A 22,241-nucleotide genomic window follows, 5' to 3' on the forward strand; every position below is an offset into this window, starting at 1 on the left:
ATCGTAGATATGCACGTCACACCTTGCACGCGAAGATGCATAAAGCTTTCACATCCGTCAAGTCGAGTTGACGTTCCCGCCTGCCCCTAACGGAGGCAGCTGTCGTGCGCCCAAGCCTTCACGCGCGCAGCCGTCGTGGCGAGATGATCGCCGACTGAGAAGCCGGAAATCTTCTTGCGCGGCGCAAGATCGTGGTCGCCGTCCTCGAGCCAAAAGACTGATATTGCAGCGGAAAGCGGATAAGTCGCCACCTCTTCGCGCGTACCGAACTCGTCGCGCGTCCCCTGGCAGATAAGCGTCGGCGTGCGCAGGTTCTTCAGATGCGCCGTGCGCAACTGTTGCGGCTTGCCGGGTGGATGGAAAGGGTAACTAAGGCACAACAATCCATGGATCGTCCCTTGCTCGTAGAGGTCGTCGGCCACCATGCTCGCCACTCGTCCACCCATGGATTTGCCGCCGATAATCAGCGGCCCGTTGCTCGCGAGCGCCTTTACCGCCTCCAGATATTCGGGGATCAGAGTCTCGGCCTTCGGCGGTGGCTTTCGCGCATCGGATGTCCGGCGGGCAGCCATGTAGGCGAACTCAAAGCGTACAACGCAGAACCCGACGGCAGCAAGCGCGTCTGCGGCTGCCGTCATGGACTTTGAATCCATCGGCGCGCCGGCACCGTGGGCAAGCATGATGGTGGCTCGTGGATTGTCCGGGCCGGTGATCAGGAACTTCTCGCTCATTGCGATGTCATAGCGCAATGAGCGAATTGCCACCATATCGGACTGACAGTGTAGATGGGATCAGTGGAATCTCGGCATGTCTGGAAGAGCCGAGAATTCTTCGCCGATCATTTCGCTCAGGGCGACCAATATTTCTTTGCGGGAGAAGCCCGAACGCTCGAGCTCGTCGATCATTTGCCCGAGATCCAACTCGAGCTGCCCACGACAGCACGCCACCCGATCAGCAGAAACGAGGAGAATTTCTTCAAGAATCAGCATCGCTTCGCTCCTATTTACACAAGCAACCTGCGACCGCGCTAAATGTTCCAACGACGCTCAGCAACATTTCCCACTTCGACAATCGCGCAATTTACTACCGTGTACGTAGAATATTGGCCGGTAGGCGCGCAGCAGAGCCTCACCACGGCCGGCACTTATCCTTGGGAAGCCAGGTCTGTACATCGCGAACGGATGATCCTGTTCGTCTTGCGTGACAAAACGGCAGCTAGTGCTGCCCTTCCTCGACTACCTGTGGTTTCGCCTCGCGTTTGACGCCTTTCGCCCTTTCCCGCAGCCACTGGAAAATCACATAGAGAACGGGGATCAGAAAGATGCCGACGAGTGCCGAGGCCAGCATGCCGCCGAAGACGGCGGTGCCGACACCGCGGCGGCTGAGCATGCCAGCCCCCTGCGCAATGACCAAGGGAATGAGGCCGGCAATGAAGGCAAAGCTCGTCATCATCACGGCGCGGAAACGTTCCCGCGCCCCTTCGATCGCCGCTTCCGAAATACCAAGCCCGTGCCTACGCCGCTCCATGGCGAACTCGACGATCAGGATGCCGTTCTTGGCCGCCAACGCGATCAGGACGACGAGGCCAATCTGGGCATAGAGGTTGTTGTCGAGGCCGGCGATCTTGAGGGCAAGCATCGACCCGGCAACGCCTGCGGATATAGAAAGCAACACCGCGATCGGAATAGTCCAGCTCTCATAAAGTCCGACCAGGAATAGATAGGCGAAGAGCACGGCAAGTCCGAGGATGATCGCCGTCTTGCCGCTCGCCTCGATTTCCTGCAGTGCGGTTCCCGTCCATTCGTAACTGTAGCCGGGCGGAAGCGTCTTGGCCGAGACCTCTTCCATGGCCGCAATTGCCTCGCCGGAACTGCGACCCGGTCCCGGTCCGCCGTTGATCGTGGCGCTGGAATAGTTGTTGTAGCGGACGATGAGCTGTGGCCCGAGGATCACCCGCGCCTGCGCAAAGGCCTTGATCGGCACCATCTGGCCTTTGCTGTTGCGCACGTTGATACGGTAGATGTCATCGATCTTCGATCGGTCGGAAGCCTCACCCTGCACCGTCACCTGCCAGGTTCGACCAAACAGGTTGAAGTCGTTCACGTAGGAACTGCCGAGGATCGATTGAAGCACGTTGAAGACGTCGGAGACCTGGATCCCCAGCGTCTGAACCTTCTCGCGGTCGATGTCGAGATAGAGCTGCGGTGTATTGGCCGTGTAGGTCGTGTAGACCCTGCTCAGGGCCGGATTCTCGTTCGCCGCAAAAACGAGACCGCGCGCAGCCTGCGCGATTTCCGTCGACGAGCCGCCGCTGAGGCTGAGGAGCTGGTATTCAAAGCCGCTCCCTGTTCCAAGACCGATGATCGGCGGCAGATTGTAGACGATAACGTTGGCTTCCGGGATCGCCTGAAGGTCGGCGCTCAGCTTCGCGATCAGGCCGTTCACCGAAAGCTCAGGCGTGGTGCGCTCCGCAAAGGGCTTCAATGTCATCACCAGCAGGGCCGCGTTCGACTTCACCTGGCCGTCAAGCAAGCTGTAGCCGACGACCGACATAACGCCCTCAATGCCTTCGGTCTTGCGGATCATCTCCTCGACCCGTTTCGCGACGGCATCCGATCGGTTGACCGAAGCGCCATCAGGCAAAACGATTTCGCCGAAGATCGCACCTTGGTCCTCGGAGGGGAGGAAGCCCGTGGGCGTCACTTTGAACAGCCAGCCGGTGCCGAGGATAAGCACCGCAAGCAAGACCAGGCCAAAAGCCGCCAGACGAACAAAGCGCCGCACGATCGCGGCGTAACCGTCGCGAGCGAGATCGATCCCCTTCAGGACGTAGCGGATCGGACCGTGGTGGGCCTTCAGGAGAACCGCGCAGAGCGCCGGAGAGAGGCTGAGTGCGTTGATGGCCGAGATGACCATCGACACGGAGACGGCAACGGCGAATTGCCGGAACAGCTCGCCGGAAATGCCGGGAATGAAAGCCACCGGCACGAAGACCGAAAGAAGCACCAGTGTAATGGCGATGATCGGCGCCGTGATGTCGCGCATGGCACGACGGGCCGCCTCTGCGGGCGTGACGCTCGGGTCCTTTTCCAGATGCGCTTCAACGGCTTCGACCACGACGATGGCGTCATCAACGACGATGCCGATGGCAAGAACCAGCGCGAGCAACGACACGGTATTGGCGGAAAAGCCCAGCCCCATCATCACTGCAAATGTGCCGATCAACGACACGGGCACGGCAATCAGGGGAATAAGGGTTGCGCGCACGCTCCCCAGGAACAGGTAGACCACGATAACGACGAGGACGAAGGCCTCGATCAGCGTCTTGACGACCTCGTGGATGCTCTCCTCGACAAACTTCGTCGTATCGTAAGTGACCTTGTATTGGACGCCTTCGGGGAAAGACGGCTTGAGCTTCTCGAGAAGCTGATTGATCGCTTCGGCCGTCGCGATGGCGTTGCCACCTGGCGACTGATAGATGCCAAGCACTGCGGCCGGTGTGCCGTCCTGACGACCGAGCTGCTCCGCCGACTTCGAGGTCAGCTCGACGCGGGCCACATCGCGGATGCGGACGAAGGATCCGTCCGGCTCGGCCCTCAGCACGACGTTTCCGAATTCCTCGGTGGTGGTCAGGCGACCCTTGGTCTGGATGGTAAGTTGGAATTGCTGGTCGGGCAAGGCCGGCTGTGCGCCGATGCGGCCGACTGCGGCCTGAATATTCTGGCGCTTCAATGCGTCGACAATATCGCTCGGGGTCATCGAAAAATTCGTCAGGCGATCGGGAGAAACCCAGATGCGCATGCTGTAGTCCGACGGCGTCAGCAGCGAGACATCACCGACGCCCGGGATCCGCTTCAGACCGTCGATGATATTGATCGTAGCATAATTGGAAAGAAAGAGCTGGTCATGGTCACCGCTCGTCGAGGTGAGCGCGATCAACTGCATCAGCGCCGAGGATTTCTTCTTGACGCTGATGCCTTGTGCGCGTGCCTCTTGCGGCAGTTGCGCCTCGGCCAGGTTGACGCGGTTCTGCACGTTGACGGTGTTGATGTCGGGATCGGTACCCACCGCGAAACTGACCGTCAGCGTATAGCTTCCGTCATTGCCGCTGGTCGACTTCATGTAGATCATGTTGTCGACGCCAACGACGCGCGATTCGATGGGTTGGGCCACCGATTGCTGCACGGTCTCGGCACTTGCACCCGGATAAGTCACCGTTACCGACACCTGCGGCGGCACGATATCCGGAAACTGTGCGATGGGGATAACCGTCAGCGCCACGAGGCCGGCGATGGTGATGACGAGTGAAATGACGACCGCAAGCCGCGGCCGAGCGATAAAAATCGCGGACAACATGGCTTACGACCCCGGCTTTGTTTCGACTGGCGCCACGAGCTGGCCCGCACGAACCTTCTGAATTCCTTCAGTAATGACGAGGTCTTCGGCCGTCAGGCCCTTCAAGACCGGGAGCTCGCTCCCTTCGGGTAGGCCGGCTTCGATCCGGCGTGTCTCAACCTTCTTGTCGCTGTTGACGACGAGTACATAGGGGCCCGACTGGTCGAGCTGCACCGCCGCTTGCGGGATGACCAGCATGTTCTGTGGGCTGCCCCCCTCAACCGTCACATTCACCAACTGCCCGTCAATCAGAATGCGGTCGGGATTGGGAAAGGTTGCCCGCACCGGCACCGTGTCGGTTCCCTGATCCACCGTCACATCGACAAAATTGACCTTGCCGGGTTGTTCATACTGCTTGCCGTTGGCAAGCTGCACATGCACGTTGGCAGCGCTCACCTGCTCGCCCAACTTGCCCGAGGTGCCCAATTTTTCGCGCACCTCCAGGATCTCGCGCTGCGAAACGGAAAAGGTGACGTAGATCGGATCCTGGCTGACGATCGTCGCAAGCACGCCGCTGGATGGGCCGACAAAATTTCCGACGGAATACTGCGAGCGACCGATCCGTCCGGTGATTGGCGCGCGAATATCGGTATAGCTGAGGTCCAGATTTGCCTTGTCGAGCGAAGCATTCAACTGGACAAGGCTCCCCGTCGCTTCCCGCTGCTTTGCCGTCGCCAGGTCCAACTGCGACTTGGGTGCCGCACTCTTCGCAACAAGCGCTGACTGACGATCAACCTCGATGTTGGTCAGCGCCAAGGCTGATTCCGCCGACTCGATTGCTCCTTTTGCCTGGCCAACGGCGGCCTCATACTGGCCTTTCTCCATGACGAAGAGCAGGTCCCCGGCCTTGACGTCTTGGCCCTCCGTAAAGAGACGCTTCTCGAGGAAGCCGTCGACTCGGGCTCGTAGCTCGACCTTGTCGATAGCCTCCACGCGGGCACTGAACGAAATAGACGGTCGAATGTCCTTGGTGAGCGCCCGCGCAACGGTCACCGCCGGCAAAGGCGCGGCCGGCTTGGCACCTTCCTGGCCGAGTGCGTCCACGCTCGTCGCGAGAGCGAAAACAGCAGTTGCAAGCACGGCTGAAAATTGACTGACGCAAGGTTTCATTGAGCCCCCTCAAACTGCGTCTAACGACCAGCTTAACTTGTCGCACGACCGACAACTGTCAATCAGCGCAGGCGCAGAAATTCTACACCCGGTAGAATTTCTGCGGCATTCGCAATCACATGCGCATGATACCCCGATGCACGTCGGTTTCCTATGCCCGCTATCGGTCAGTTCAGCCGCATTCCCTCGGACGAGAAAAGATGCGTCTTGGATAGGTCAGGAACGACGTTTATCGCCTCACCCGGATGCAGGGTGACCCGGAAAGCAGTTTCGGCAGGCGATCAAGCAGGGCTGTAGCGCCTGAACGTCAGCAGCCTCTTGGACGCGCCTGCCGATCGCCACCTTGTCCTGCCCCTGCAGCTTCAAAGCAAAGCCCATGTTTTCGGCAACCGTCATGTGCGGGTAGAGCGGCGTAGCTCTGGAAAACCATCGCGATATCGCGCTCCTTGGAGGCCAAGTGACGACACGCCCCCAAGGTCGACAGTGGGCGGCCCGACCAATGTGACGAACTCGCCGTCCTCTATATCCACGGAGACGCCGTCGATGACCGGCACGGCGCCCTATTGCTTGCGAACCTGTTCAATCGCGACGGATGCCATGTCTTTCTCTCTTCGATCAGAGCTTGAGTTGCCAGACGCGAGCAGCCGCGACGCTGCCTTCGGATGCGTTAAGTGTTGCCGATCGGATAGCGGCAAAGCCTGGGATGCGCTTCGTGCCGCACCAGCGGCCGTTGTCCGCGAACACTTCAATCGAGCCGGCGTCGACAAAGATGCGAACCTGCTCAGGCTTGGCGCCGGCAGCCAAGTAGCGCGGCGACGGCTTTCCCGTTCCGGCGTCGAAAAGGACCGCCAGCCCATCTTTGTCCTGCCTGACACCAAGACTGATCTCGGGATGATCGAAACTGAGTTCGAAGGATGCTCCGGCTTGCTTGAGGTCAAGCTGAATCTCGACCGCCCCATCGACCAACTCGACGCTCTTGCCGGTCCGCAACCCGTCGTCATCGAGAAGCTTGTGGCGCAGGCCCTCGACTGCCTCGATGGGCGGCGTCAGGACCGCGCTTCCATCGAGAAGAATGCGCCGCGGCAGTGTCATGGCCGTTGGAAAATCGACGCTCTTTGAAACGTCCGTCCAATTCGCCAGCCAAGCCAGACCGACAGGTCCGTCATGATCGACGAAAGCCTGAAAGGCATAGGCGTCAGATCCGAAGTCGAGTTCCTGCTCAAACTCCGGTTGGAAATGGCGACCATCGAACCGACCAACGGTGACGGACGACATGTTACGACGTCCGGTCGCCGGATCGCGGCTGGTCAGAAGGCCGAAAATGAGAGCCCAGCGCGTCTCGTCGCTTGCGACATCGCCCAGAGGGATCATGCAGGGGCATTCTGCGGCCGTCATGCCAAAACGATCCTCGCGATGCAGGATGCCGACGAAGCTCCAGTTGCCCGCAGCGTCGCGATCACACGTCTCATAAAGGAGGATCACGCCGCCGGATTTGTCGCGGCTGCCGAGCAACATCTTCCAGAGGCCGTCCGGCCCCTTGAATACATAGGGATCGCGGAAATCCAGCGTGAGCCCCAGTCCTTCCGGTCGCACCGGCAGGACAACGGAGGGGTTGCCAACAAAAATCCCGTCTGCGCAGATCGCAGAAAGCTGTATCTGCTCCTCCGGCTTCCGATCCCGCACCTGCTCGGTGCAGAAGACGCGGATCTGCTCGCCGTCCTCTGTCGCAACCGGGATGGCCGACCCGGAAAAAGCTCCTCCGCGGCCGTCGTCACGCATCGAGAGTTCGGCTACAGGAAACAGGAAGACCGGAAGATGCGTCCAGTGAAGGTAGTCATGCGAGACCGCATGCCCCCAATGCATCGTGTTCCAGCGCAGGCTATGGGGGTAATGCTGGTAGAAAAGGTGCGCTTTCCCCCCGAATCGGCCGAAACCATTGGGGTCGTTCATCCAGCCGAAGGGCGGGCGAAAATGATACCCCGAATGGAGTTGCGGCGGCGCATTTGCTGCCGCGTAGTGAAGCACGCGAATGCCCTGCTCAAGCACGCTTACCGGATCGAAGCTGTAGATCACCGAGACGGCCGTGGCCGATGGCTCATAGATCAGCACGCATTTTCCACCTGCTGACAGAACAACTTGCTGGAAGTCGAACTCTTCGGTCTTGGTGGAAACCACCGCGGCGATCTCGACACCCTCGACGGTCACGGCGACAGACGCCGTAACGCCCGTAATCCGCGCCTTCAACCAGACGTGGATCACGTCCCCGGCTTGGAGATCGGCACTCACGTTCTCCCGAGACCCCGAGAAACGTCCTGTTTGAATTGTCATCAATCAACCTTTCACGGCAGAGCCGACGAACGAGCTCACAAACCAGCGCTGGAAAGCGAGGTAGAGAGCGAGAATGGGGAGCATCATGAGGACGGAGGCGGCCATGGCACGGTCCCAGTAGATGCTGTCCTGGCCAAAGAAGGTGGCGATGGCGACGGAGATCGGACGCGCATAGTCTGTCTGCGTCACGAGGGTCGGCCAGAGATACTGGTTCCAGCTTTCGATCCCCATGAGGATCGAGACGGTGGCAAGCGCAGGCAGGCTGAGCGGCATATAGATCGAGCGATAGATACGGAAGACTGAAGCCCCATCGATCTCCGCCGCTTCGTAGAGCTCCTTGGGAAGCTGTGCGAAGAACTGGTAGAACAGAAAGATGTAGAGGGGGCTCGCGACCCAGGGAAGAATCTGCACGGCGAAGGTGTCGGTCATGCCGGCGCGCGACACCATCACCACCAGCGGCATGATGATGCTTTCCTGCGGAATAACGTAGAGAGCGACGACCAGCGCAAGCAAGACGGCCTTGCCGCGCAGCGAGCCCCAGGCCAGCACGAAGCCGGCCATGGAATTGACGACGAGGCCGCCGCCGACTGTGACCGCCAGGATCAGCAGCGAGTTGAGAAGGTAGCGGCCGAAAGCCAGTTCGCCTGAGAAGTGCGCGACTTCCTTGAAGTTGGCGAGCGTCGGATCCGACACCCAGAAGGCACGGAAGCTGCCCATATCCGCCAGGATCTGGAAACGATCGTCTTTCAGGCTGGCGATGAGGAGCATGAACAGCGGCGAGATCACCACCAGGGCGATGATAAAGATGCAGACGGCCTGGACGAGGTGGAATGACGCCTTGCTGGAAGCCCAGGGTTTCACGACGGGCGTCGCTTGGCTCATGACGAGATCAGACATCAAAGCGCCTCAAGAGTTTGCGCTGGATCAGCGCGATTACGAGTACGATGACGAACAGAATAACGGAGACGGCAGAAGCATAGCCGAGCTTCTGCTCCTCGAATCCGGCCCGCACCATGTAGTGCACGACGGTTTCGGTGCTTCCCTTTGGTCCGCCCTGGGTGAGGATGGCGACCTGCGTATAGAGCTTGAACGCCTGGATGGTCGTAATGACAAGCACGAAGACGTGAGTGGGCCGCAGACCGGGCATCGTGACATGCCAGAAGCGGCGCAGTGCGTTCGCGCCATCGATCTTGGCAGCATCATAGAGTTCGTCCGGAATCCCCTGGAGACCGGCGAGGTAGACGATCATCTGGAAGCCATAGGCCTGCCACGCGGAGAGCAGCACGATCGAGAACATCGCCCAGTCGGGATCGCCTAGCCAGTCGATCGGCTGGATCCGGCCGCCGGACAGGAAGCCGACGATCTGGTTGAACGGCCCGCTGGGATATTGGAACAGAGTGCCCCAGATGACGCAGACGACAACCATGGAGGTGATCGCAGGCAGGAAGAACATGCCGCGCAGGAGATTGCGACCGGGTATCTTCTGGTGCAGCAGCAGCGCCGTCGCAAAGGCGAGGCCGCACTGAACCGGCAGAACCCAGAATGTAAAGCGCGACACGTTCCACAAGGCCGTCCAGAACAGCGGATCGTTGAAGATGCGCTGGAAGTTCAGCAACCCGACGAAGCGCACCGGCGTCGGCCGCGGCACCAGCGGCTGGTTCGTCATCGACGTCCAGAATGACAGAAGGAACGGCGCGATCAGGAAGACGGCGAGAAGCAGGACGGCGGGGGCGATCATCAGGGCCTCCTGCGCCAGCCGACGCCGATCGCGTCGGCCGCCCGAGCGCAGCCGCCCGGCGGCGGGCGATTGTTGCAAAGTCATGATCTCCTCCTCCTGAAGTTGGGGGCATCCAACGGGGTTGCCGCCAGGCTGCCTTACCGGCACGGCCTGGCGGCAAAAGTCTCACTGCTGCGCATCAAACGGCGGGTAGCCGGCGTTATCCTCGATATCTTCATCGATCTTCTGGGCGGCTTCCGACAATGCTTCCTTGGCGTCACCACCATTAAAGATCTTGTCGACGGCCTGCATGAAGGCCGAGGTAATCGTCGGATAGGCCGGATGCGGCGGGCGAGCGACGGCCGTCTTCGACGCCTGTTCGAAGGCAACGGCCATCGGGCCACCCGCAGCGTAGAGCGGCGAATCGGCGGCAAAGCTCTTCAGCCCGGGGAAGCCGGAATTCTCCTTGGCAAACTCGCGATACGCCTTGTCCTTCAGAAGGAAGCTCAGGAACTTGCCGGCAACGTCGGGATGCTCGGACGACTTCGTGATACCCCAGATCCAGGTCCCGTTAGGGCTCACACCTTTGGTGCCGAGCTTCGGCAGCGGCATGACGACGATATCGTCCTTCATCGCCGCGGCTGCCTCCGCATAGAACCAATGACCGCCGAGTGCCAATGCAGCCGGCTTGCCGTCGGCATAGAACTGGTTTGTGCCCGAAGAGCCCGGAACGACCCAACCGTTCTTCACCCACGTTTGCATCATCGTCAGCGCATTGACACAGGCCTCGCCGTCCAGCGTTCCCGTTGCCTTCCACGATGTCCTGTCGATCAGGTCACAGCCGGCAGACGCGAGAAGTGGTCCGTAAGCGTAGGTGATCCACTCCGTCTTGATGCCATAGCCGCGGAACGTATCGATGGGCCATTTGACACCGTCGAGCTTGGAGAGCTTTTCCAGGTAGCCTTCGAATTCCTCTCGCGTCCAGGCGTCGTCGACGGATTTCGGAATGCGTGCGCCGATCGCCTCCAGGTACTTTTTGTTGCCGTAGAGCACGACCGAGGAGTCGGTGAGACCGACAGCATAGAGGTCCTTGTCGATCGGATAGGTACCCTGTGCAACATTCGAAGGCGTCATGTCGTCGACGATATCCTTCTCGATCAACGGCTTGATCGGCTGCAGGTATCCCGACCAAACGTAGTTGGCGAGAAACGGTGCATCGAGTTCCATGATGTCGGGCAACTGCTTGGCCATGACAGCCGCGCTGAACTTTTCGTTGTAGGCATCATGCGGCGCATAGATGAGTTCGACGTCAACATCGGGATTGGCTTCTTCGAAGCGCTTGCCAACGTCGCCGTAGGTCTTGACCCAACCCGGATCACCCTGATGCATCATGTGAATGACCGTCTTAGCCTCTGCCAGGCCGGCGGTTACGGCAAGGGACCCCGAGACCAGAAGCGCCGAAAGTAAACGTTTACCCATTTTATTTCTCCTCCTTTGGATAATCATGCTGCGGTTGATTTTCAGATGGAAGATCGAGAGATGAGCTGGAATGGAAGCCTTCGCGCTTGCGGAGGAACCGTCTCCTCGCTCAGCAATATCTCTGCGGCAAGCCGGCCCATGGCGCGATGCGGCAGAGCCATCGTTGTCAGCGGCGGATCGAGCCTTGTGGCGATCTCGACCTGATTGTCGAAACTGCCGACCGCGACGTCGTCGGGGATGCGCGCTCCCACGCGCCTTAGCGCCGAATACACCTCCATGGCGACACGATCGTTGCCACAGAGAATGGCATCTGGACGCTCGCTCGCGTTCATCAGGCCGGCGATATGCGTTCCGACCAGACTGGGCGCGCGGTCACTGTAGATCGGACGGCGCACAGCAGGCACAACGCCGGCCGGCGCAATGCCTGCTTCATCGAGCGCCTTTCGAAAGCCGCGCTCACGCAATTCCCCGGCGAGAAGACCCGGAAGATTGATGAAGGCAATGCGGCGACGCCCGGCGGCGAGCAGGTGACGAGTGATCTCGAAGGCAGCACTCTCTTCGTCAGGCACCAGCGAGGTTACCCGACCGTTGGCTTCGCTGCAGTTGATCATGATGCCGACATTTCCGACCAACGCTTCCGGCAAGGCGACGGTCTTGTGGTACATCGCCGCATAGGCGATGGCGCGAGGACGAAAGCGGCGCACCTCCTCTAGAACCGAAGCGACATCGCGGGTGCCGTTGAGGTTCATCGCAAAGACGGCCATCTCCGCCGTCCGTGCGGCACCATCGAGGCCGCGGATGATCTCCGTCGCAAAGGGTGAGGTGATAAGCTCGTCGGCAACGACGCCGATCAGCGGCAACCAACCCTGCCGCACGCCTCTGGCAGCGAGGTTGGTGACATAGCCGAGTTCCTCGGCAATCTGCTTGATCCTCGAGCGCGTCGCTTCCGACATACGGGCGGATCCACCATGCAGCGCGCCGGAGACGGTCTTGATCGAGACCCCCGCCAGTTCCGCTATGTCTGAAAGCGACGCCGCCAAGTCTTCCTCCCTTGGGTTATCGTTTACCCAATAAGATAATCCGATGCGCTTTGTCAAGCATGAAGGCATTTCGACTTGTGCGATCTGGTCAAGCTCGTCTGTTTAAAGATGAGAGGCCTTGCGCCGCAAATCCAAAATCGTCCCCCCTTACGGGAGATCAAACAATTATATTGCAACCCCCTGAATTAGCAGATTTAGTATATACTGAGACCGCCGACAAAACTGAGCGACAGGAACAGTCTGAGGGCGCCTGCAATGCAAAGTTCCCGAGCGAGCAGGGATGGGGCTGCCCATCCCACAGTCAATGAAATACGTGATCAAATCGAGCGCATCCTCTCCAGTGGCGAGTTTCACGCACCCGACCGGGGCCGGCGATTTCTCGAATTCATTGTCGAGGAGACACTTTCAGGCCGTGCCGACTACCTGAAGGCCTACACGATTGCGCAAGAGGTATTCGCGAGAGACACGTCCTTCGACGCCCAAAACGATCCGGTTGTGCGGATCGAGGCAGGCCGGATCCGTAGGGCGCTCGAACGCTACTACTTGGTTGCCGGCCACGCCGACAGCATCGTTGTTACGATACCAAAAGGCGGGTATGTGCCATCCTTCGGCTACGCCGAAGGTGCCTGCGACCCCACCGCTCAAGTGGTATCGGCCCCGAGCACGCTTCCTGAACGGGATCCGACAGAACCGGCGCCGGCACCAATGCGATCCCCTCCTACACGCTACCGACGCTGGATGTGGTATGCCATAGCCGTGTCCGCAGCAATTGTTGGGGTCATAGGCTTCCTTCATGTGCCGCGCCTTTCCCTTACCGCTTCACCGGCCCTGTCCTCATCTGCTGTTTCAAGCGACGGCACTCAGCCCAGGATCATGGTCGAGCCGTTCCAGAACGTTCCCGGCAAGGCTGCCTCGGCAGACATCGCACAAGGGCTGACGGATGAAGTCGTCGGACAACTCACGAAGTTCAGGGAGATCGTCGTCATTGCCCCCCGAACACAGCCGGGATCCCAGGCGGAAGGACCATGGTTTGCACTGCAGGGAAGCGTTCGGCTCGAAGCGGATAAAATGCGGCTGATCGCGCGGCTGATCCGCCTCGGGGACGGTGCCGTCATCTGGGCAGACGACTATGATGCGGACCTGCGCGAGCGCAACCTGCTTGAGGTGGAGACCGACGTTGCGCAACGTATTGCCACGACCATTGCCCAACCATACGGTATCGCCTTTCAGCCTTATGTCAGCAAGGTCGTCAAGCCGGACAGCGGCGATTGGGAAGCTTATTCATGTGCGCTGTCGTACTACGCATATCGAGCCGAGCTCGATCCGCGGATGCATACGGCGGTAAGAGATTGTCTGACGGAGGCAGTCAGACGGCTTCCAACGAATTCTACCTATTGGGCTTTGCTATCGCTGATCTATCTCGATGAGGTGAGGTTCCAATACCAGCTCAGAGCCCAGTCGTCGCCACGGCCATTGGAGCTCGCGGCGGACGCAGCCAAACGGGCGGTGGATCTTGACCCCCGGAACGCCCGTGCATTGCAGGCGCTGATGCTCGCCAGCTTCTTCAGCAACGACGTGGACGCTGCGCTGAGAGCGGGAGCTGCCGCCTACGCAATCAACCCCAATGATACGGAGGTTGCGGGCGAATATGGTTTCCGTCTTGCAATGTTCGGAAGGTGGGACACCGGCTGCGAATTGATCTCCGGCGCGATCAGCAGAAATCCCGGCCCTAGAGGATACTACGAGGTCGGTATGGCGTTATGTGCCTATATGAGGGGAGACAATCAGGCAGCTGAGCTTTGGGCCCGCATGGCCGATTTGAAATACAATCCCATGCACCATCTCGTTTTGCTGGCCATCCTCGGCGCGTCAGGCAAGCTTGACGAAGCGCGCAGCGAGCAGGACTGGCTCCGGATGAATGCCCCGGTGCTTATGGAAAACATCCGCAAGGAAGTGGCGCTACGTCTCCACCGTGCGCAAGACCAGGAGCGCTTCCTTGACGGCTTGCGGGCCTCCGGCGTCGCGATCCCTCCTGGCGATGGCATGATCGGCAGCCAGTAGTTCGCGACGTAGCATACCGTATGCTACCCCATCCGACGCGTATTTTACTGCCTTAACGCCCCTACTCACCTTATCCTTTGGAAAACTTTGGAGGACATGGCGATGACTGCAAGCGAGACGACCCCCCAGTCGATGACCAGTGCCGAAGATCTGCGCAAGCGTGCACTTGAACTTCAGCTCGCGGAGATGGAACGCGACGAAAAGATAAAGGCCCGCGAGGCGACGAAACATGCAGAGTTCATCGAGGATTTTTTCCAGAAGCATATCGGTGAGACAGAACGCGCAGTCATCAAACGCCTTGTGATGAAGGCGGCTGCGGACGGGAAATACGAAGCGATGATCTATAGCTTTCCGTCCAGCCTCTGCTCGGACAGCGGTCGCGGCATCAACAACAACCTCCCTGGCTGGCAAAATAGCCTGCAGGGCAAGGCGAAGGAACTCTACGATCTATTTGAAACGGTCGCAAAGCCCCAGGGTTACGGCCTGAAAGCGGCGATTATCAATTTCCCGGGCGGCATCCCCGGCGACGTCGGCTTCTTCCTGACCTGGGAGCCGCCTGTCGAATAGATCGGACGGAAGGCGCCTGATCGGATAGACACCCGGCACCGCCCGGCAGGTTTGCGTCGTGAGCGTGAATAAGGCTCCTGCGGCCTGTCGGCAGGAAAAGTCGCTGACGAACAAGGAGGCTCGAGTCTCTAAAGGCCAAGCGTTCCCGCGACGCATCCGCGTGTTCTGCGAATGGCTTGGGCTAGTCGCGCACGATCGTCCAGTTCTCGTCCGGGTTAAATTCCTTGATTGTTGAGACCAGCTGCTCCGTCTCGGGGCCCAGATCCCGCTGATAAACGATGTTCGCGCCGTTTACGATGAACGTCTGAACCCCGGTCACGCGATACGTCACCGGCCACGCAATCAAGGCAAATCCGGCTGTCATGTTGCCATTGACGATGTAGTTCTGCTTGCCGCCAATGACGTTGGAACCCTGGGCGGTCAAGATACGATAGCGATATCCATAATACCCTTCGCCGCGCTTGGCCTTACCGGAAGCCGCCGTCTCTATCAGATGCCCGGCCGGGCTCTCCTCATCGAACAAGCCGGGCTCCCAATACAAGCCATCCCGCTTGCCGGAGCTGCTGATCAGCCGCTGAGCGAACTCGTAGACGCCATCCTCGTCCTCGTCGATTTGAGCATATTGGTACTGGGCGTTGACGTAGTCGTGCATCGTCCGGATCGTTGCAAGCTCGTTTTGGCCGACCCTGCGGTTAACGATTTCCTGTAGCCCGACTTCCGTATCGAATGCCCATTTGCCGTCCTTGTTTTTGGATAGGGGGAAAGGCATGGGCCACAGGACGTCTCCGACTAGGACGACCTTGCGATCTTCGACGTCCTGCAATTGCAACTGCCGCGCGGCTCCCTCGCGGATGATGCCGTAGCTTATCATCGCCTCATTGCTGGATCGCAGCTTGGCCGCGCTCAGACCGAGAAGGCTTGCCAAGCCATCAACGTCGTTGGCGCTCAACACGGTCTTGAGCCGATCAAGCGCCTCCGATGGATCGTCGAACGACGGCGGGGTGCCAGCTTCGAACTCCGAAAGGTCCGTCTGCATCTGCGACATCAACGGAGCTGCCGACACCAGGGATAGAGCCGTTCCGAGCAGCAGCGGGATTAATCTCAACTGTGGTCTCATGGTTTATCTCCGGAAATCCGAGAAGCTGGAACACTACCGCCGACCGCCGCCACCACGACCGCCGCCGCCTCGACCACCGCCGCGGCCACCGCCTCCGTGCGGAATTGGGCGCGAGCGTTGGACGGAGGGACGTGGGCCACCGCGTTGCCCGCCTCCCATGCTCTGCCCGCCCCGCTTGGAAGCCACCGCCTCACGCCGGCCGGATTGCACATTACCGAGGGCGCTTGGCTGGCGCGGACGATTGTCGGATCGCGCCGCCATCTTCGGTGCGCTTGGCTTCTTCTTGGCTGCCGGCTTTGACGGACGGTTCGCCGCGTTGCCGGGGCGATTGGCTGCATTCCCTGGACGCGCATCCGCGCGATTGGCCACGTTGCCCGGGCGGGCATCCGGGCGCGACGCCCCCGGCCGGTTCGCCGCAGCGTCTCTGGTGTTCGCCCTCGGATTTGCCTTCAAGCCTTCGACCGTGCCCTTGCGGATGTCGTCGGCACGGGCGCCGACGTCCCTGGCTCCCGGCCCGCGGTTTGCCTGCCGGTCGCTCACTTTGTTCTTGAGCTGGTTGCGGTTGTCAGACTGCAGGCTGGACTTGATCGCCGAACGATCGATATTGGCGAACTGATCCTTTCCGATATTCAGCTTGCTCCGGTCCACCTTGGTCCAGTCGATGTCGTTCCCCTTGCCGTTGAAGTTCCGGTCGTTGAAGCAGTTGTTGCAGTCGAGATCGAGGTCGCCGTCCCAGTTGCCGCCCCAAACGCCCCAATCGTCCCAGTTGACGATGGCCGCCCACGCGACACCGGTTACCGCCGCTGCGAAGAACCCGGCCCCTGGATAATAGTAGTTGTCGTAGTAGTCGGGATAGTAGGAGATCGGCTCGACCGCATAGCCCGGTTCATAGAGCATCTCAGGAGGGTATTGCGGGATATACACCTTCTCCGGATCGGTCGGTCGAATGACGACGTTCTCGTTCTCGGTGACAACAGTGACCTTGTCGTCCGTCTTGATGATGTTCTTCGCCACGGCTTCGTCGCGAAGCTGCTGGATGGCGATCAGCACGTCCTTTTGCTGGTTGTTCAATGCGTCAGCAAGCGCCTGGGTCCAATCGAGATCGTCGCTCATCATCTTGACGATGTCGGGATAGTTCAGGAGTGATATAACGCTTCCGTCCCAATCGTCTTTCGGCTTGAGATTGGCGTCTTTCTTCTTGGCCTCCAGGAAGCGCTGAGCCTCCACGACCTGCAGGGGAAACAGCGATGCTGCCGAGATTGCGGCCACGAGCTCGTCCGGATAGAGCGCGATACGGGCGACGAGCACCTCGAGTTCATCCTCGGAGAGTAAATCCGTCTCCGGCTCCGTCGGCTCCGTGCTCTCGCTCGACGCAGGCTTCGGTGTGGGGGTCGCGGTTTGTGAATATGCCGCCAGCCCCGGATGCATGGAAATGACTGCCAAGGCCGAGAGCCCCGCAAGCAGCCTCAAGGATCTTGCTTTCATCATGCACCGACCTCCTTGCAGATGACCTGGCTGAATGCTCACTGCGGTTTGGGCTTTGCCTCACCCTGCCGCCTGAGCATGACGACTTTCGATTGGGAAAGCGCATCGCCGATTTCAGAGACGAGCGCATCGACGAGGCCCGCATATTCCTGCCGTCGCGTTTCTCTGACATTGTCCGGAAGACGCTCGACATTGGCCAACGTCTCAGCGGCGGCAGCCAGGTCTTCACACATGCTGCGGAATGTTTCGTTCGTCTGGAAAAGCTGCCGTACCCTCCCGGCCTGGGCAGGAAACTGCGCCTCGGCAATCTCCAGGGCAGACAAATGTGTCGAATTGCTTTCTCCCGACGTCATGCCGCCCCCCGCTGTCATATTCGCGTCAAGCAGATTGATGTATTGTATTACAGCCACTTACGTTGCAGACGTAACATACGCGAACTTACGCGTGACGGCGGCGAATGGGGTAGAGGTCCGTCTGCCGCGGCATACGCTTGCGCCTTGCGAGTGCCGGAAGTTCGTCGGCATCCGGGAATGCCTCAGCGCCCGCAAGCCGGTCAAACCATTCCCCAATCCCGATAGTGATGAAATCTCCGGTAGTTGCCATTGCGGCGTGACACGTGCGCTGTCGCGGATGGCCACCCTTAATCTCCAAAATCCGGACTGCCTGTCGAGCGACACCACGCTCGATAGATATTACGTGATGCTACGGGCGTTCGAGGCCGGGCAGGTCTACTATTTCCTTCTCGACTACGGTGAACGGCCGAAGGGGAGTGACCGTGTTTCTCGACTATTTTGCACTGGGCGTGTTGATCTTTGTCGTCGTCACTCTGTTTTACGCAGTGATCGCGATCCATGACATTCCACATCTGATCGCCAAGGCCAGAAACCATCCGCACCAAGACGCCATCCATGTCGCTGGATGGGTCAGCCTGTTTACGCTGCACGCCATCTGGCCCTTCCTTTTCATCTGGGCCACCCTTTATCGCGAGGATCGCGGCTGGGGCATCCGGCCAGACGGAAAGCTGTCGGCCGAGGCGGAAGCCAATGCCGAAATTGCCCGTCTCCACGCACGGATCGCAGACCTCGAGGCGCAGTCGCCGGAGAAGGAGAACGCCTGATGGATCTTCTACTCGTCCTCACCTATGCCGCGATTTGCTGGACGATCTTCAAGATCTTCCGCATTCCGGTGAACCAGTGGACGCTCGCAACGGCCGTCCTCGGCGGAATCTTTCTTATCTCCAGCCTTCTGCTGCTCATGAGCTACAATCACCCCTACTCCAGCGACGGACGCATCTATTTCACGTCAGCTCCGGTGATCCCCGTGGTTGGAGGACAGGTCGTGGAAGTGCCCGTTGCCGCCAATACCCCGCTGAAAAAGGGCGATGTTCTCTTCCGGATCGATCCCCGTCCCTATCAGTACACCGTCGATCAGAAGAAGGCGGCTCTTGCCGAAGCCGAGCAAAGCGTTTTGCAGCTGAAGGCTGCTCTCGACGCCGCCAACTCGGCAGTGTCAGGTGCGGAAGCTTCACGGGATCGCTCGCTGCAGGCGTTTGAGAAGTTCCAGCAATCGAACGAGAACTCAAGGTCGAAGGGTGGGGCAGCCGTCTTCTCGGAACTGGAAGTCGAGAACCGGCGTGGAATCTACCTGACGGCAGAGGCCGCCGTCGACACAGCTCGCGCGCAGGCGATGCAGGCAAAGCTTGCCTATGAGTCCGAGATCAACGGCACCAATCCCACAGTGGCACGGCTGCAGGCCGAATTGCGAAACGCCGAGTACGACCTCGACCAGACAACGGTCCGTGCGCCGAGCGACGGCTCCGTGACGCAGGTCTTTCTCCGCCCCGGCATGATGGCGAACCCGCTTCCCTTGCGGCCGGTGATGGTCTTCATCAACGGCGAGGATCGGGAGCTGGCCGCAGCCTTCATTCAGAATTCGCTGCAGCGCGTGCGGGCCGGCGACGAGGCCGAGGTAGCCTTCAAGGCGGTGCCCGGCAAGATCTTCAAGGCGCGCGTAAAGGAAGTCATCGATGTCATGGCGCAGGGCCAGTTGCAGCCGAGCGGCGCGTTGATCGATCCGCAATCCCCCGAGCGGGTATCGCCGGGGCAGACGCTGGCGCGCATCGAGCTGCTGGAAAACACGGACGACTATCAGCTGCCCGGTGGCGTGGTCGCCGAGGTCGCTGTCTACACACATCACTGGCACCACGTCGCTGTCTTGCGGAAGGTCCTGCTGCGCATGAGCAGCTGGATGAACTACGTCTTCCTGGAACACTGAAAACGCATCAACCTTCCGGTCGTCGCTTGGGTGCGCCGGCCGGACAAGCTCGGAGATCGAGATTCAGGAGGGTCCGAGGTGATAGGCAGCCTACCAATCTTACGGGGCCTGGCCGGTTTCAACAAAGACTGGCTTCGTAGCGATATCCCGGCCGGATTGTCGATCGCCGCAGTGGGCTTGCCGAGCGCCATCGCCTATCCCGCGATTGCCGGCCTGCCGCCGGAGACAGGCATCTATGCCAGCATCGTTGCTCCGATCGCCTACGCAATCTTCGGCCCATCCCGGCTCCTGATCGTCGGCCCCGATGCCGCCACAATGACCGTGCTCGCGGCTGCGATGGCCGCCATCATCGCGGCCGAGCCTTCCGCTGCCAATGTCGACAGGGTTGCCATCGCCTCGGCGCTCGCCCTTGGCGTTGGCGTGTTCTGCATCGCGGCAAAACTTCTGCGGCTCGGGGTGCTAGCAAGCTTTCTGTCGCGTCCGATCCTCGTGGGCTTCTTTGCCGGCGTATCGCTTTCCATCCTCGTCGGGCAGATCGGCCGCTTCACAGGCGTGAAGATCGAGTCCGAAGGGCTGCTTGCGCCGGTCCTTGAAATTCTCGGCAAGAGCGCCTTGATCCACTGGCCGTCGTTCCTCTTCGGCCTCTCCATGTTTGCGGTGCTGTGGATCGTCAGGGCATTCAACCTCAAGGTCCCGGGTCCTGTTCTCGTGGTCGTTGTCTCCGTTATTCTCTCGGCGCTCTTCGACTTCCGGGGGCACGGCATTGCCGTTGTCGGCGATGTTCCAAGCGGTTTCCCGAGCCTATCCTTGCCGGCGTTCCATCAGATGCCACTGGACAAGATCGTGCTCGGCTCAGCGGCCGTGTTTCTCGTTAGCTTCGGCGCCGGCATCGTCACGGCACGCAGTTTCGGCTCCCGCACCGGTGAAGAGGTCGACGCGAACCAGGAATTGATCGGTCTCGGCGCTGCCAACATCGCGCCCGGGCTCTTCGGCTCCTTTCCGATCAGCATGTCAGATTCCAGAACCGCCATAAACCTGTCGACCGGTGGCATCTCCCAGGCCGCAGGGCTGGTTTCGGCCGCCACGCTGATTGCCGCTCTTGTGTTCCTTCATAGCGCCCTGCGGATCCTTCCGATCCCTGCCCTCGCTGCGATCCTTGCAACAGCGGCCATCAGCCTCATCGACGTTTACGAACTCAAGAAGATCTGGCGCATCAGCCACATGGAGTTCGTCTTTGCGCTGATCGCCATGTGGGGCGCAATCAGCTTCGGCGTTCTCAACGGCGTGGTCGTCGCCGTTGCCGCAACCTTCGTCTACCTGTTGCGCAAGACGATGTTTCCGCGCGACGGCCTTCTCGGCCACATCGAAGGGCGGCACGGCTTCTTCGACCTCGCCCGCTTTCCGGAGGCTCGCCCCGTCGAGGGCGCTGCTGTTTTCGCGATCCAGGGTAATATTCTGTTTTACAACGCCGACTATCTCCGCATGCGGCTGACAGCAGTCGCTAAGGACCTCGCCCCCGGAACCAAGTGTCTTGTGCTGGATGCCAGCGCCATCACCCATATCGACAGCACTGGCGCGGCAGCACTCGACGCCTTGGCGGGTATCCTCGCAAAGCGGGACATCGTCTTTGCGATTACTGACCTCAGCGAGGAAAGCCGGGGCATTCTCGAGCGCGCTGGCGTCATCAAGGCGATCGGCGCTCACAACCTTTTCAACGGCAGGGAAGAGGCGCTGCGAGCGCTCTTGGGCAACGCGGCAGGGTCGTGAATGCCGGGCGAGATCAAACGAATGGAGGGAACGATGGACGAAGTATATGACGCCAAGCAAGAGACGCCAATGGAACGCAAGGGAAAGCAGAAGAAGACAAAATCGTGGGACTACAACAAAGAAATCAGACGACTGCAGATCGAATTGGCTCATCTGCAGGCATGGGTTAAGAAATCTGGCGCCCGGATTGTCATCATCTTCGAAGGCCGTGACGCCGCCGGCAAGGGCGGCATGATCAAGAGGATAACGGAGAAAGTCAGTCCGCGCGTGTTCCGGGTCGTCGCCTTGCCCGCTCCTACCGATCGCGAGAAATCCCAGATCTACATGCAGCGCTATATTGCGCATCTGCCTGCAGCCGGCGAGGTCGTGATCTTCGACCGCAGCTGGTACAACAGGGCGGGGGTTGACCGCGTCATGGGCTTCGCCAGCGAGAAAAAGGCCCAGCGCTTCCTCGAACTTGCGCCCCGCTTCGAGGCGGCAATCGTTGAAAGCGGCGTCATTCTGCTGAAGTATTTCCTGACCGTCAGCGAGGAAGAGCAGGAGCGCCGCTTCAAGCGCCGCATCGATGACCCGGTCAGGCAGTGGAAACTCAGCCCCATGGACGTCGAGTCGTACCAACGCTGGTGGGATTACACACGGGCCTATGACGAGATGCTGCGCATGACGGACAGCAACCACGCACCGTGGTGGATCGTGCCTTCCGACGACAAGGAGCGCGCTCGGATAAACTGCATCTCGCATATCCTGCAGTCGATCCCCTACCAGCGCGTGAAGTTCGAGGCACCGGACCTCGGCAAACGGCAGAAGCGGCCATCGGACTACATCGAGGATCAGAGCGTCCGAAACGTCGTGCCGGAGACGACTAGATAAGGCCTGATCCGTTCGGGCACCACCTATGGAA

Annotated in this window: 19 protein-coding genes and 1 pseudogene; 6 read left to right on the plus strand and 14 right to left on the minus strand. The window is 60.0% G+C overall.

The annotated features are described in order from the left end of the window. Positions 1–86: 86 nt before the first annotated feature. From BSG20_RS12450 to BSG20_RS12495, 10 genes and pseudogenes are all read right to left on the minus strand, one after another. Entirely contained in the window at positions 87–731 is a 645-nt protein-coding gene (locus BSG20_RS12450) for an alpha/beta hydrolase family protein (protein WP_072375685.1), read from the minus strand. Positions 732–791: 60 nt separating this feature from the next. Further along, entirely contained in the window at positions 792–989 is a 198-nt protein-coding gene (locus BSG20_RS12455) for a hypothetical protein (protein ID WP_072375598.1), read from the minus strand. 226 nt (positions 990–1,215) lie between these two features. After that, entirely contained in the window at positions 1,216–4,356 is a 3,141-nt protein-coding gene (locus BSG20_RS12460) for an efflux RND transporter permease subunit (RefSeq protein ID WP_072375601.1), read from the minus strand. 3 nt (positions 4,357–4,359) lie between these two features. After that, entirely contained in the window at positions 4,360–5,505 is a 1,146-nt protein-coding gene (locus tag BSG20_RS12465) for an efflux RND transporter periplasmic adaptor subunit (RefSeq protein ID WP_072375604.1), read from the minus strand. A gap of 238 nt (positions 5,506–5,743) precedes the next feature. Further along, positions 5,744–6,059, minus strand: a pseudogene (locus tag BSG20_RS37345) (sugar ABC transporter ATP-binding protein); the annotation flags it as partial. Positions 6,060–6,120: 61 nt separating this feature from the next. Further along, positions 6,121–7,833 carry a GH32 C-terminal domain-containing protein gene (locus BSG20_RS12475; RefSeq protein ID WP_072375687.1) on the minus strand — a complete coding sequence of 571 codons (1,713 nt, stop codon included), beginning with the start codon at positions 7,831–7,833 and terminating at the stop codon, positions 6,121–6,123. 3 nt (positions 7,834–7,836) lie between these two features. Beyond that, a complete protein-coding gene (locus BSG20_RS12480; RefSeq protein WP_072375607.1) occupies positions 7,837–8,730 on the minus strand; it encodes a carbohydrate ABC transporter permease in 894 nt (297 codons plus the stop codon). Then, complete coding sequence (locus tag BSG20_RS12485; RefSeq protein WP_072375609.1) at positions 8,723–9,655, minus strand: carbohydrate ABC transporter permease; 933 nt, start codon at positions 9,653–9,655, stop codon at positions 8,723–8,725. The genes BSG20_RS12480 and BSG20_RS12485 overlap by 8 nt, the downstream gene beginning before the upstream one ends. An 81-nt stretch (positions 9,656–9,736) precedes the next feature. Further along, positions 9,737–11,029 (minus strand): ABC transporter substrate-binding protein, encoded by a 1,293-nt coding sequence (locus BSG20_RS12490; protein ID WP_072375611.1) that lies wholly within the window; start codon positions 11,027–11,029, stop codon positions 9,737–9,739. Between the two features lie 41 nt (positions 11,030–11,070). Then, positions 11,071–12,069 (minus strand): LacI family DNA-binding transcriptional regulator, encoded by a 999-nt coding sequence (locus tag BSG20_RS12495; protein WP_072375613.1) that lies wholly within the window; start codon positions 12,067–12,069, stop codon positions 11,071–11,073. A gap of 255 nt (positions 12,070–12,324) precedes the next feature. Between BSG20_RS12495 and BSG20_RS12500 the strand changes: the two genes are divergently transcribed. Both BSG20_RS12500 and BSG20_RS12505 read left to right on the plus strand, forming a co-directional pair. Then, positions 12,325–14,130: a hypothetical protein gene (locus tag BSG20_RS12500; protein WP_072375615.1), complete on the plus strand. Its 1,806-nt coding sequence runs from the start codon at positions 12,325–12,327 to the stop codon at positions 14,128–14,130. A gap of 102 nt (positions 14,131–14,232) precedes the next feature. Then, positions 14,233–14,697, plus strand: a complete 465-nt coding sequence (locus BSG20_RS12505; RefSeq protein ID WP_177309837.1) for a hypothetical protein — start codon at positions 14,233–14,235, stop codon at positions 14,695–14,697. 181 nt (positions 14,698–14,878) lie between these two features. Here BSG20_RS12505 and BSG20_RS12510 read toward each other — a convergent pair whose 3' ends face one another. The 4 genes from BSG20_RS12510 to BSG20_RS36425 all read right to left on the minus strand — a co-directional run bounded on the left by BSG20_RS12510 (position 14,879) and on the right by BSG20_RS36425 (position 17,902). Further along, positions 14,879–15,814 (minus strand): DUF2950 family protein, encoded by a 936-nt coding sequence (locus BSG20_RS12510; protein ID WP_072375619.1) that lies wholly within the window; start codon positions 15,812–15,814, stop codon positions 14,879–14,881. A 33-nt stretch (positions 15,815–15,847) separates the two neighbouring features. Continuing rightward, positions 15,848–17,299 (minus strand): DUF3300 domain-containing protein, encoded by a 1,452-nt coding sequence (locus tag BSG20_RS12515; protein ID WP_072375689.1) that lies wholly within the window; start codon positions 17,297–17,299, stop codon positions 15,848–15,850. A 38-nt stretch (positions 17,300–17,337) separates the two neighbouring features. Further along, a complete protein-coding gene (locus BSG20_RS12520; protein WP_072375691.1) occupies positions 17,338–17,652 on the minus strand; it encodes a hypothetical protein in 315 nt (104 codons plus the stop codon). Positions 17,653–17,737: 85 nt separating this feature from the next. After that, positions 17,738–17,902: a hypothetical protein gene (locus BSG20_RS36425; RefSeq protein WP_167371561.1), complete on the minus strand. Its 165-nt coding sequence runs from the start codon at positions 17,900–17,902 to the stop codon at positions 17,738–17,740. A 172-nt stretch (positions 17,903–18,074) separates the two neighbouring features. Here BSG20_RS36425 and BSG20_RS12525 point away from each other — a divergent pair, with 172 nt between their 5' ends. From BSG20_RS12525 to ppk2, 4 genes are all read left to right on the plus strand, one after another. Further along, positions 18,075–18,416, plus strand: a complete 342-nt coding sequence (locus BSG20_RS12525; protein ID WP_072375693.1) for a DUF3302 domain-containing protein — start codon at positions 18,075–18,077, stop codon at positions 18,414–18,416. Further along, positions 18,416–19,573, plus strand: coding sequence for an HlyD family secretion protein (locus BSG20_RS12530; protein ID WP_072375621.1), 1,158 nt, complete (start codon positions 18,416–18,418; stop codon positions 19,571–19,573). The genes BSG20_RS12525 and BSG20_RS12530 overlap by 1 nt, the downstream gene beginning before the upstream one ends. 78 nt (positions 19,574–19,651) lie before the next feature. Then, positions 19,652–21,340 (plus strand): SulP family inorganic anion transporter, encoded by a 1,689-nt coding sequence (locus BSG20_RS12535; protein WP_072375623.1) that lies wholly within the window; start codon positions 19,652–19,654, stop codon positions 21,338–21,340. 33 nt (positions 21,341–21,373) lie between these two features. Beyond that, a complete protein-coding gene (ppk2, locus tag BSG20_RS12540) occupies positions 21,374–22,210 on the plus strand; it encodes a polyphosphate kinase 2 (protein ID WP_072375695.1) in 837 nt (278 codons plus the stop codon). Positions 22,211–22,241 lie beyond the last annotated feature (31 nt).

The sequence above is a fragment of the Rhizobium tibeticum genome (assembly GCF_900110205.1).
In the GTDB taxonomy this organism is placed as follows: domain Bacteria; phylum Pseudomonadota; class Alphaproteobacteria; order Rhizobiales; family Rhizobiaceae; genus Rhizobium; species Rhizobium tibeticum.